This is a genomic window from Halioxenophilus sp. WMMB6, from assembly GCF_033283405.1.
Classification (GTDB): domain Bacteria; phylum Pseudomonadota; class Gammaproteobacteria; order Pseudomonadales; family Cellvibrionaceae; genus Halioxenophilus.
In genome coordinates this window covers 833,981-846,322 of the sequence record NZ_JAWMQR010000001.1, presented here as the reverse complement: position 1 = coordinate 846,322, position 12,342 = coordinate 833,981, and the positions used below count along the sequence as shown (strand labels likewise).

The window sequence follows — 12,342 nt, the reverse complement described above, 5'->3', positions numbered from 1 at the left end:
CGCCCGGATCAGTCGCCAAGCATAGAAAAAGAAGAGGGTCTTTATGGAATTCGCGATGCGCGAATGGCTCACAGTCATCATCGGCCTGGCAATATTGGCCGTGGTTCTCGACGGCGTTCGTCGGATGCGGCACAACCGGCGCAACAGTATTCGCATGTCCAAGAAGATGAGTGACTCCAGTGACCGCTCTGAGCTGGAAGCGTACGGTAGTGAGTTGCCCAGTGGCGGCGCGCGGGTGGTTAGCCAGCGTGGCGAAGATGACGCCGACCGGCTTAATAAATCGGTGCGCAAAGCCTATTCTGCCAGCCGTACCACCCGTGGTTATCGTATCCCCGAGCAGGTGACGCTCAATCTGGATGAGTCGGTACCGATGCTAATGGATTCGGTCGCTGAGCCCAAACATCCCCGCCGGGTTAAGGTTCAGGAAGAGCCGAGCCTGGGTGATATAGCCGATTTAGATGAATTAGCTTCCTCCACGGATGCCAAAGACCCGGCTCTTGGCTCAACCACTGACACTTTCACAAGTGAGTTCAATAGCCAGCATTCTTCTCTGGAAGACTCTGCCGACGTTTCCGACTTTGAAGCCCCTATACCAGCAGGTCGCCTGCCTGAACAGGAGGAGTTGATCGCATCACGAGAGTCGTTCGAGCAGCAGGAGCCTCTGGATGATGAGCCCTACGACGAGTCTTATGACGAAGAGCCTTATGAGGAGGATTCGTACGACGACGAGCCCTACGATGAGGAGCCATTTGAGGATGAGGAACCCTACGACGATGAGGAACCTTACGACGAGGAGCACTTTGATGAAGAGGGTTATGATGACGAAGCGCTTGATAAAGATGAGCGGGAAGCTCCCTACGCGGATGAGCCAAACAGCTACCGGGAAGAGGAATCCGACGAGGATGACTACCTGTTAGGGCGAAGTACAGCGCCTGTAAGCGAAGAAGAGGTTGACGAGCCGGAGACCTACGAAGAGCCAGACGAAGTATTGGTCATCAATGTAATGGCACCAGCCGGGTACTATTTCGCGGGTATCGATGTGCTGGAGGTGGCCATCGAGGCGGGTATGCGCTTTGGTGAGATGAATATTTTCCACCGCCACCAGGAGTTGGACGGCTCTGGCCCCATTCTGTTCAGCATGGCCAATATCGTTACCCCGGGAATTTTTGACCTACAGGCCATGGATGAATTTAGAACCCCTGGCATCAGCCTCTTTTTGGCGCTGCCCTGCAAGCTGAAGAGTATGACTGCCTTCGATATGCTCTACGAAGCAGCGCGTTATCTGGCAGACAACCTCGGCGGTGAGTTGAAGGACGAGCAGCGCAGCGTGCTCACCGCACAGACGGTAGAACACTACCGGCAGCGCATCCGCGACTTCGAGCGCAAGCGTTTGACTCAGCCGCACTAGTTTCCATGGCTGCAGCGTTTACTCGCCATTTCACTTCACCCAACCGTTTCCCCAAGACCCGCCCGCTGGGTGGGGTCGCTAGCTTATTCGCCCCGTTTATATTCCAGGTAGGATTGTTTTATGGACCAACAGGCGCTTGCTGCTCAGGTCGCTAAACTGCGCTCAACCCTCGATCAGTACAGCTATGAGTACTATGTGCAGGACAATCCCTCGGTGCCGGATGCTGAATACGACTCCCTCTATCAGCAGTTGGTAACACTTGAGCGGGCGCACCCGGAACTGGTAACCCCCGACTCGCCAACCCAGCGGGTCGGGGCCGCACCGCTCTCTGAGTTTGTCAGTGTCGCTCACGAAATGCCCATGCTCTCGCTGGATAACGCCTTTAGCGATGAGGATATGCAGGACTTCGAGCGGCGCATCAGCGACCGGTTGAAGAGCCAGGAGACGATTGAATTCGCCTGCGAACCCAAACTGGATGGTATTGCAGTCAGTTTGCTCTATGAAGAAGGGCTGCTGGTGCGCGGAGCCACCCGCGGGGATGGCCAAAATGGCGAAGATATCACCCTCAATGTGCGTACCATTAAATCCATACCCCTTAAATTGCGAGGCGAGGGCTACCCCAGGCGGCTGGAGGTGCGGGGTGAGATTTACATGCCCAAACAAGGGTTTGAGGCATTAAATGAACAGGCTCGCAGCTCCGGCGGTAAGGTCTTTGTTAACCCACGCAATGCCGCCGCCGGCAGTTTACGGGTCTTGGACAGTAACATTACCGCTTCCCGTCCGCTTGAGCTGTGTACCTACAGTGTTGGCGTGGTGGCCGAAGGCGCTCTGCCCAATACTCACACGGCGGTGCTCGAAGCATTGAGCGGCTGGGGGTTTCGCATCAATAAGCATATGGCGAAAGCCCGCGGGGTAGGTGAGTGCTTGGTCTACTACCGGCGCATGGCCGAGTTGCGGGACGATCTGCCCTACGACATCGATGGCATAGTGTTTAAGGTCAATCGACTAGACTTACAACAGCAGTTGGGTTTTGTTTCCCGCGCACCACGCTGGGCCATCGCCTTTAAATTTCCTGCCCAGGAGCAGATGACCGAGCTGCTCGATGTTGAGTTTCAGGTGGGGCGTACCGGTGCGGTTACGCCGGTGGCGCGCCTGGAGCCGGTATTTGTCGGTGGCGTGACGGTATCCAACGCCACGCTGCACAATCGCGATGAAATTGAGCGCTTAGGCGTGATGGTGGGCGATACTGTTATTGTGCGGCGGGCGGGCGATGTCATTCCGCAGGTGGTGTCGGTGGTGGCCGGCAAACGCCCCGATCACGCCGTGCCCATCCATTTTCCGGACACTTGTCCGGTCTGCGGTTCGCCGGTAGAGACAGCGCCGGGTGAGGCGGTGGCACGTTGTTCCGGTGGTTTGATCTGCCCGGCCCAGCGCAAGGAGTCGCTTAAACACTTTGCCTCCCGTAAGGCGATGGATATCGAAGGGCTGGGCGATAAGCTAGTCGAGGTGCTGGTGGATCAGGGGCTTATTAAGGGGGCAGAAGATATCTACCTGCTGCAGGCGGAGCAGGTAGCGGCTCTGGAGCGAATGGGGCAAAAATCGGCGGAAAATCTGATTGCCTCGATCGAAAAAAGTAAAGCAACCACGCTGGCAAAATTTATTTTTGCCTTGGGAATTCGCGAAGTGGGCGAAGCGACTGCACGTAATTTGGTCTCCGCCCTCGGCACCCTGGAGGCGATTGGCGCTGCCGACGAAGAGGCACTGCAACAGATTCCCGACATTGGCCCGGTGGTTGCGCACTTTATTTATGAGTGGTTTAGTCAGGCCGAGCACCAACAGTTGATCGCCGCGCTGCGTGCGGCGGGGTTGCACTGGCAGGAGCAGCCGGTTACCGACCAAACTGCTTTGCCGTTAAATGGCACCACCTATGTGGTAACGGGCAGCCTCGAAGCGATGGGGCGTGATGATGCCAAAGCGCATTTGCTCTCCCTGGGCGCTAAGGTTGCCGGTAGTGTCTCCAAGAAAACCGATTGTGTAGTAGCGGGCCCAGGAGCAGGCTCCAAATTAACCAAAGCCCAGGAATTGGGAATAAAGATTATCGATGAAGAAGCGTTTCTTAGCCTGTTGGCAAGTCATGGCATTGTATTGGGATAAGGTGCTACTAGCCTATTGGTACGGTACCTGGAGTGCCGGGCTCTGCCGATGGCGAATGTTTGCCAAATCTGCTCCTAATAAAATAACTTGGGCGCTTTTGCCATTCATATTGGTCAGTTGTACCTCGGTTCCTCCCAAACAATTAGATAATATCTGCCATATTTTTGATGAAAAGGACAATTGGTACGACGACGCAAAAAAAGCCAGTAAGCGCTGGAATTCGCCCATCGCGGTGAATATGGCATTTATGTATCAGGAGTCGCGTTTTGTGGCCAAGGCAAAACCGCCCAGAACCAAAATTCTGTGGATTTTTCCCGGGCCAAGAAAGAGCGACGCTTATGGCTATGCCCAGGTAAAAGATGACACCTGGGACTGGTACAAACGCGCCAGCGGACATCGATTTGCCGATCGTGACGATTTTGATGATGCCATCGATTTTATTGCCTGGTACAACCGCCAAAGCCAGGAGAAAAATCGCATTGCCAGTACGGATGCATACCGTCTGTATCTGGCCTACCATGAAGGTCATGGTGGCTATTCCCGAAAGAGTTACGCTAAGAAACAGTGGCTACAATCGGTAGCCAGGAAAGTGGCAGATCGAGCGGCTCGCTATCAGACGCAGTTACAAGGCTGCGAAAAAAGACTGAATAGCGGCTGGTGGTTTTTTTAGGAGCGACGTGGTGGATTACGAATCATTGGTGTACGGCTGCATTATCGATACTCCCTCTGAAAACTCAGAGCGGCGGGTGATCAATAGTAACGCAATGTCGTCACTGCCGAGTGCGGATCAGTGGCCTTTTTTGGCAAAAGAGATGTTTTCAGAGCCCGCCAATCCGGGCTCTGGGCAGAGCAGAGTTGTGCACTTTGGTGCTTCCTACCGAGGCATAGAGTACGAATGGCAAAGTTGGTTGGAGCAGTTTGAACAGCTGTTGCAGCGGATGTATTGGGTTTCAGCAAAGGTCCATTTAGAGACTGTGCTGTCGGGCACCCATACCTTTACCTGGGAAACCAGTGGCGATTGGCATACACCAGGATCTGGTGACATGAGTGTGCATTGTGAGTGGTCTCGTGATGAGAGTTTTTAAAGCCACTAGCTTGCACAGGTTGGTCAGAGATTCTGGTTGTATTGAGTAATTGTCGCGGGTTTAAGTATGAAATTGCAGTTCAAAATAAAGCGTCGTTCAAAAGTTTTTGTCGGTGTGTTGTCCGGTGCTGCGTTTATCGCGCTGGCAATTTGGGGTTGGGGCGTTCCGATTCATCGGGTTGCCAGTTTTTTTGTGATCTGCATGCTTTTTTTAGCGCTGATTATCATCATCGCTATGATTGGTGGTTTGTTGTTGGTGCTGTCGAGGCAGCTCAAAAAGCGACGTAATCTTGAGCAGGACAAACGCTAGAATCTTCACTCTCAGCGCCTGCCAAAATTAAGTTTAAACCGCCAGTGGCAGGCGTACCCACTAAGCCAACTGATTGCATTCGTAACGCTTGTAAGCTGCCACCCTCGACCACTGCGGCAACTGCTCAAGCACTGCGGCAATAAGTAGTAACGCTGTTGTAAGCGGCGAAAATAACTCGTACATAAGTTCGTATAACAAAGGCCCGTGTATCGGGCAGACCAAATCGAATTTCAGTCTTAGTGAGAGGAGACTATTCATGGCAGATTACAAAGCCCCCTTAAAAGAGATCAGTTTTACACTGTTTGAGTTGTTGGGTTTTGAACAGCACCTACAGTCATTGCCACTGGAAGATGCTCCCGACCGCGAAATGTTGGAATCGATTATCGAACAGGCCGCGAAATTCGCAGAAAATGTTCTGGCCCCCTTAAATGCGGTTGGCGATGAAGAGGGCTGCCAATGGCAGGACGGTGTCGTTACTACGCCCACCGGTTTTAAAGAGGCCTACCAACAATATATTGAAGCCGGCTGGCCCGCTATGACTCACCATGCGGAATTTGGTGGCCAGGAGTTACCAAGTTCGCTCGGCACTTTGATGAACGAAATCATCGGTTGTGCCAACTGGGCCTGGGGTATGTACCCGGGGCTGTCGCACGGTTGTATGGAAACACTCTTCACCCACGGTACGGATGAGCAAAAGCAGACCTACCTGCCCAACCTGGTTGCCGGTACCTGGACCGGGACCATGTGCTTAACCGAGCCGCACTGCGGTACCGATTTGGGAATGCTGCGTACCAAGGCTGAACTGCAGGCAGATGGCAGTTACGCTCTGAATGGCACCAAGATATTTATCTCCGCTGGTGAGCACGATATGTCTGAAAATATCGTGCATATCGTTTTGGCTCGGCTGCCCGATGCGCCTCCTGGTACCAAGGGTATTTCTCTGTTTATCGTGCCCAAATTTATTGTCGGGCCGGATGGCCAAATAGGGGAGCGCAACCAGGTTAATTGTGGTTCTCTGGAGCACAAAATGGGTATACATGGTAATGCCACCTGCGTACTCAATTTTGATGGTGCCAAAGGTTACCTGATTGGGCCGGAGAACAAAGGCTTAGCCTGTATGTTTACCTTCATGAACACCGCCCGATTGGGTACAGCGATTCAGGGGTTGTGTCATGCTGAGCTCGGTTATCAGAAGTCGTTGGCCTATGCCCGTGAGCGGCTGCAGATGCGTTCGCTGACCGGTGCCAAAAACCCAGCGGGGCCTGCGGACCCTATTATTGTTCACCCTGATGTGCGCCGCATGCTGTTAACCCAAAAGGCCTTTGCCGAGGGTGGCCGAATGTTGGCCTATTTCGCCGCGCAGCAGTTGGACATTACCAAATACAGCGATGACGCCGATGCCCGTAATCAGGCGGAGCAGTTACTCAGTTTGCTGACGCCCATCGCCAAAGCCTTTATGACCGAAACCGGCTTCGAAAGCGCTTCCCTAGCTATCCAATGCTTTGGTGGTCATGGCTATATTCGGGAATGGGGTGTAGAGCAGAACCTGCGTGACAGCCGCATCTCTATGCTTTATGAAGGCACCACCGGTGTTCAGGCGCTCGATCTTCTCGGGCGCAAGGTGTTGGCCAGCCAGGGTGAAACACTGAAGCTATTCACCAAACAAATTCACCAATTCTGTAAAGCTAATGCCGATAACGAAGCCATGCAGGAGTTTGTCTCCGCCTTGCAAAGCCATAATCAGGAGTGGGGCGAGGTTACCATGCATATTGGTCTTGCTGCGTTGGAAAACGCTGATGAGGTTGGCGCTGCTTCTGTGGATTACCTGATGTACTCCGGGTATGTTACGCTCGCTTACTTCTGGGCAAAGGCGGCTGCGGTGGCGCTGCAAAAACTGTCGGAAGCGGATGCCAACAAAGCGTTTTATCAAGCTAAAATTGAGACTGCGCGCTTCTATTTTCAGCGCTTGTTACCAAGAACGCGCACATTGGTTGAGACCATGAAGTCTGGCGCCGGCAATCTGATGGCGCTGGAGGTGGAGCACTTTACCTTCGACTGATTTAACAGTGGTTGTAAACGTTTAGCTTGTCGGCTTCTGGCTCAGCCCAATTACCATAATAAGGAATCACTCATGAGCGAGCCGACAACGCTGTGCGAGCTGTTTGATCTGGCTTGCAGCGAATTTGGCCAGATGCCGGCCTTTACCTGCATGGGGCAGACTCTCAGCTACGATGATATTCACCATCTCAGCCTGGAGTTCGCAAGTTACCTGCAACATCATACATCGTTGAAACCGGGTGACCGAATTGCTGTACAGATGCCCAATCTGCTGCAGTACCCGGTAGTTGTTTTCGGTGCTTTAAAAGCCGGCTTGGTGGTGGTGAATACCAACCCCCTCTATACCGAGCGCGAAATTGAACATCAACTTAATGATGCCGGAGCCAAGGCGATTGTGTTGCTGGCCAATATCGGCGCTGCCGCTGATCACATACTGGCCAACACCTCGATTGAGTTGGCCATTGTTACCGAAGTTGCCGATTTACACCCGCCACTTAAAAGTCAGTTGATCAACTTTGCGGCTAAGTACCTCAAACGGTTGGTTCCCAAGCTCCATTTTCCTAAGCAGATCACCCTGAAACAGGCGTTAAAGCTTGGCGCTAAACAGGCGCTGCATCCGGTAGCGGTCAAGCCAGAGCATATCGCTGTATTGCAGTACACCGGCGGCACTACCGGAGTTGCCAAAGGAGCGATGTTAAGCCATCGCAACTTGGCGTCTAATCGGGCACAGATTGTCGAACATCTGGCCGATGTGATGATCTGGGGGGAAGAGGTCTATGTTGCGCCGTTGCCGCTTTACCATATTTACGCCTTCAATTTTCACTGCCTGTCACTGTTCAGCCGGGGTGCACGAAATATATTAATCCCCAACCCCAGGGATATTCCTGCATTTGTAAAAGCGTTGAAACATGAATCGATAACCGGCTTTGTGGGCTTGGATACGCTGTTTAAATCACTGTGTCACAACGACGCCTTTTGTCAGCTCGATTTCAGTCGGCTGCGCACTACCTCTTCGGGGGGGATGGCCTTGACCCGTGATACCGCCGAGCTTTGGCATAAGGTAACCGGCTGCATGGCTAATGAGGGGTATGGTCTGACGGAGACCTCTCCGGTGGTCAGTGCTAATCTGGCTCGCGATATTCGCCCGGGTACGGTGGGGTTGCCGCTGCCGCATACCGAGATAAAAACCATTGATGATCAAGGGTCGCCGACGGCGGTGGGTGAACCGGGAGAGCTATGTGTGCGCGGCCCGCAAGTGATGGAGGGCTATTGGCAGCGGCCCGATGAAACGGCCAAGGTGCTACAGCCCGATGGCTGGTTTCATACCGGTGATATCGCTACAATCGACGCCGAGGGCTATATTCGTATAGTCGACCGCAAAAAAGATATGATTGTGGTCTCCGGATTTAATGTCTATCCCAACGAAGTGGAAGAGGTGGTGGTCTCTCACCCAAAAGTGAGAGAGGCGGCTGTTATCGGGGTTCCCGATGAGAAAAGTGGCGAAGCGGTTAAGGTTTATGTGGTGGCCAAAGATTCATCGCTCACCAAAAAGGAGTTAATCGCTTACTGCCGGGAGCAGTTAACGGCATACAAAATACCTCGCATTGTAGAATTTTGTACGGAGTTGCCGAAATCGAACGTGGGCAAGGTGCTGCGCAAGGAGTTGCGTGATGCTCATGCTCGTGATCAGAGTTCGGCGAACACGGCATCGTAGGCTTTGTGAGGGTGCTTAATATATAAACAGAAATCCCAATATTTATGGTTCCAGCGTTAGTTTTATCGGGTGGTGGTGCTCGAGCCGCCTATCAGGTAGGCGTTTTATCCGCAGTCAACGAAATCATTTCGGATTGTCGCGATGGTCTGTTCCCGATAATCTGCGGCACCTCCGCCGGAGCTATTAATGCGCTCTCCATCGCTACCCACAATGGCGACTTCTGTGAGTCCATCGATCAGCTCAACTATCTTTGGCGCAACCTAACGGTCGAGCAGGTCATTAAAACCCATTGGTGGGACCTAATGAGTGGCTTTGGTCGGGTAGTTGGGTCGCTGTTCAATCAAGGGGTGGGTAAAGGTCGCCCCGTTTCACTGTTCGATAACTCACCCTTACGTAAATTACTCACCGATAATATTCAATTTGGCAATCTACCCTCGGCAATTGAATCGGGCCGACTGCGCGCCATATCGGTCACGGCCATGGCCTACAGCAGTGGTGAGTCGATCAGTTTTTTTCAGGGGGCGCCCTCGATTCCGGGTTGGCGACGCTATCACCGACTGGGTGTTCCGGCCACGCTGACAGTTGATCACCTGCTGGCCTCGTCAGCGTTGCCGGGTATTTTTCCGACCGTACAAATTGGCCGGGAATATTATGGCGATGGCGCGGTCCGCCAATTGTCACCGTTAAGCACGGCGATGCATTTAGGTGCCGACAAAATATTTGTCGTGGGTGTGAGCAACAATCGCAACCCCGCCCACTGGGGGCGTCGTGGCATCGTTCGCCACTCTCCCTCTTTGGGGCAGATGGTTGGTCACCTGCTCAATAGCGCCTTTCTTGATTCACTCGATTCCGATTTGGAGCACCTGGAGGATGTTAATGACCTCTTGGCCGTGATGACACCGGAGCAACTGCAACAAACGCAACGTCTCTCCAAAATTGAAACCCTGGTTATCTCGCCAACCAAACCGCTGGACAAAATAGCCGGCCGTTGTATTCGCTACCTGCCCAAGCCTTTGCGCCTGTTAATGAAGTCAACGGGCTCAACCGCTAAGGGGGGCGGCGCGACCATGGCCAGTTACCTGCTCTTTTCCGATAAATTTTGCCGGGAGTTGATTGATCTTGGCTACCAGGATGCGATGTGGGACAGGGAGTCGATTCTGCGTTTTTTCAATGAAGATTAAGTCGTTACGGCAAGAGTGGATTGGGTTGCACCGCTAACACGGAAAAACCGGGCTGATGAGGGCGGCGTTAAAGCTGTCGTTGCACCCACGCTTGCCAGTCGGCGAAATGTGTCTCTTCAGAGTGCAGCAGGGTAAGCCCGGTTCTGAATTCAGTTGAATCCGGTATGGCCCGTTGCCACACGACCTCAGCTACCAGATTGAACCGTTCAGGGCTGTTGCCACCATCGGCTAGCTGTTCAGCTGAATTCTGCTCCAAAATAATAGAGATAAATAACATGCGGTTGGGCTCGACTGGCTGGTTAAGCGTTAGCTGTAAGCCGGAGCTTGAGACATCTACACTATGGCAGATGGCGATAACCTCCTCACCGTCGTCTGGTTGCTCTGCTTCCAGTTCAATAATAATTGTGTGTTTATAGTCGAGACGAATCTCTTTTCTCTGTTCGTTCATGGCAGGCTCATTAATTTATTCTAAATGCCAATTATAGTGGTGGTCACTGGCTGGGCTATTTCAACTAGCGCCTTTGTCCGCGCACAATCTGCTCTAATTTACTGTCGAACTGCTCACCCTGGCTTAGGATTGAGAGCAGGTCTCTGGCATATCGATCCAACAATTCCTGTAGCCTGTACTCGCCTGTCTTTCTGCCCCATCGATCGGTAAAGACATATTTATCGGAAGAGGGCAATTTGAGAGTGAGCTTCTGTTGTTCAGGTTCTTGTTGCCTAAATTGCAGCCAGGCACCTAGCTGTAAACTCTTGATCTGATCGGCAAATTGAGCAATTTCCTGCTCACTTTTTACAATGACGCTAGTGGCCAGCTCATCATTAATGCCCGTTGGCAGTGGTTGGGCGTGGTCCTGTGTGAGCGCGCTTGGGTTTGATTCGGCCGCGGGACTGCCGCTATTTTGCTGTTCAGTGGTGTCGCTTATTGGCTTCGGCTGTTCAGTTCGATGTTGTGCAGCCGTCAAGGCTCTCTGCGCTCGTTTTTCCTCGTATTGAATAAAGGCCGTTACCATTTTAAAAAACAGTTCGCTGTGGCAGGGAACCGGTAACAGTTTTTTGGTGGCCGTTAATAACGTAACCTGATCACCAGTCAAAGATTGGGTGCTTTTGCCGTAGTAGTCAGAAAATTGATAGAGGTCTTTGGCTGCGTCCACTGCAAACAGCTTGTGAGTAGAGCTAGGTTCGCCCAGATTGCGAATGAAATACCATTCGTTGACCGTTAGCGTTAGCGACTCTTTCACACCTTTGGTTGTCGATAACTTTAATTTCTCTGTAGTGATTTCGGTATTGATCGGCTTGAAGAGTATGGCCTCTTCGGGCCCCTTCCTTATACAGTCAACCAGCGATGCCATCACACTTTCCAATATCTGCTCATAGGCTTGGCGGTCGGGTAGCCCCACTAAAAACCTCTGGTCAATGGTATCGATGACGCCTGGTAACTCTTCATAGACTCTGCTTTGGTGCTGATGAGCTTCGTGTTCGCTGGCGTGCTTGCTTTTATAGGCCCAGGCCAGGTGTCTAAGTAAATCCAACCATAAATCGACTGTCGCTTTACCTTCGGCGGTTACTTTCAGTGGGATAAAATCAACTGCCAATCTCTGCCGAATGAACTCCGATAGCCACCCTGGTAAGTATTGGCCGGTTAGCAATCGATTGATGGTGGCCACCAGGTCACGCTGTGTCTGTTGGATTTTCTGCTGGTTCTGTTCGGCAAGCGCCTGCCGCTGTTCCAAGGCCAGGCTGCGGGTGGTGATGCTTTCCCGGTAGCCTTGTAGGGTCTCGGTTAATTTATTCAGTTGTGTCCCGTCGAGTTGTCCGCCAATGGTCGGCAGGGCCAGGAACTGGTTAACCATGGTTGGAAATTCCCGCCCGATGCGGCCCCTATTGGGCAGCCATCTCGGCAGGTGGTAACAGAGCTCCTCGGCAAAGGCGTGCAGTGGCTGGGCTGGGTTGACCATGGCAGAGCCCAAGGCCCAATAGCCATCGGCTAGGCGCTCCGTAACAGCTGGTAATTGGTTGTTGAGGTCACAGTGGGGGGTTAATTGGTCTATCAGCTGCTGATAAAACCTGATAAATGTCTCTTTCGATTCAGCCACATTTAGCGGTTTTTGGTTATTGGTAAAACGCTTTAGCTTGGTGGCGAGTACCTCGGTATGTTCGGGAAAGGCGGGCATTGGTCTGTCAAATTCGTTGTACTGCAGAAGTTGATAAGTGTAGACCAGACTAAAGTGGTCTGGGACGATGTCGCTTAATTTATTGTTCCTCCTGTCAGATAGGGCAGATATGTTACTGAGCGGGATTGCAACGTTGGCCGAAAATTCACCATAGCGGCAGTTTGGCTAGAAAGCCAGGAAAAATGACCTAAATGGCAATTACCTGGTTTGGGAGCAGCCAATAGACTTTCGTCTTATTCGTTCATCCTCGTGTTATTAG

10 protein-coding genes are annotated in these 12,342 nt (G+C 52.4%); 8 read left to right on the top strand and 2 right to left on the bottom strand.

The genetic code is table 11. The features are described 5' to 3' along the window. Positions 1-43: 43 nt before the first annotated feature. From zipA to SBL51_RS03565, 8 genes are all read left to right on the top strand, one after another. Positions 44-1,408, top strand: a complete 1,365-nt coding sequence (zipA, locus tag SBL51_RS03600; RefSeq protein ID WP_317929245.1) for a cell division protein ZipA — start codon at positions 44-46, stop codon at positions 1,406-1,408. A 120-nt stretch (positions 1,409-1,528) separates the two neighbouring features. Then, complete coding sequence (gene ligA, locus SBL51_RS03595; protein WP_317929242.1) at positions 1,529-3,562, top strand: NAD-dependent DNA ligase LigA; 2,034 nt, start codon at positions 1,529-1,531, stop codon at positions 3,560-3,562. Further along, entirely contained in the window at positions 3,510-4,232 is a 723-nt protein-coding gene (locus SBL51_RS03590) for a transglycosylase SLT domain-containing protein (protein WP_317929241.1), read from the top strand. Before ligA ends, SBL51_RS03590 begins: the two co-directional genes overlap by 53 nt. A gap of 10 nt (positions 4,233-4,242) precedes the next feature. Then, positions 4,243-4,647 (top strand): hypothetical protein, encoded by a 405-nt coding sequence (locus SBL51_RS03585; RefSeq protein WP_317929240.1) that lies wholly within the window; start codon positions 4,243-4,245, stop codon positions 4,645-4,647. Between the two features lie 66 nt (positions 4,648-4,713). Next, positions 4,714-4,956, top strand: coding sequence for a hypothetical protein (locus tag SBL51_RS03580; protein ID WP_317929239.1), 243 nt, complete (start codon positions 4,714-4,716; stop codon positions 4,954-4,956). 256 nt (positions 4,957-5,212) lie between these two features. Continuing rightward, positions 5,213-7,015 carry an acyl-CoA dehydrogenase C-terminal domain-containing protein gene (locus SBL51_RS03575; protein ID WP_317929238.1) on the top strand — a complete coding sequence of 601 codons (1,803 nt, stop codon included), beginning with the start codon at positions 5,213-5,215 and terminating at the stop codon, positions 7,013-7,015. Between the two features lie 72 nt (positions 7,016-7,087). Continuing rightward, the gene (locus tag SBL51_RS03570; RefSeq protein ID WP_317929236.1) at positions 7,088-8,728 is read left to right on the top strand and encodes an AMP-binding protein; all 1,641 of its coding nucleotides are present in this window, start codon (positions 7,088-7,090) and stop codon (positions 8,726-8,728) included. Between the two features lie 44 nt (positions 8,729-8,772). Next, on the top strand, positions 8,773-9,909 hold the full coding sequence (locus SBL51_RS03565) for a patatin-like phospholipase family protein (protein WP_317929234.1): 1,137 nt from the start codon (positions 8,773-8,775) through the stop codon (positions 9,907-9,909). Positions 9,910-9,976: 67 nt separating this feature from the next. On the opposite strand, the gene SBL51_RS03560 is transcribed toward SBL51_RS03565, so the two are convergent. Beyond that, on the bottom strand, positions 9,977-10,357 hold the full coding sequence (locus SBL51_RS03560) for a PilZ domain-containing protein (protein ID WP_317929233.1): 381 nt from the start codon (positions 10,355-10,357) through the stop codon (positions 9,977-9,979). Positions 10,358-10,421: 64 nt separating this feature from the next. Continuing rightward, positions 10,422-11,642 carry a DUF1631 family protein gene (locus SBL51_RS03555; protein WP_317929232.1) on the bottom strand — a complete coding sequence of 407 codons (1,221 nt, stop codon included), beginning with the start codon at positions 11,640-11,642 and terminating at the stop codon, positions 10,422-10,424. Positions 11,643-12,342: the final 700 nt, after the last annotated feature.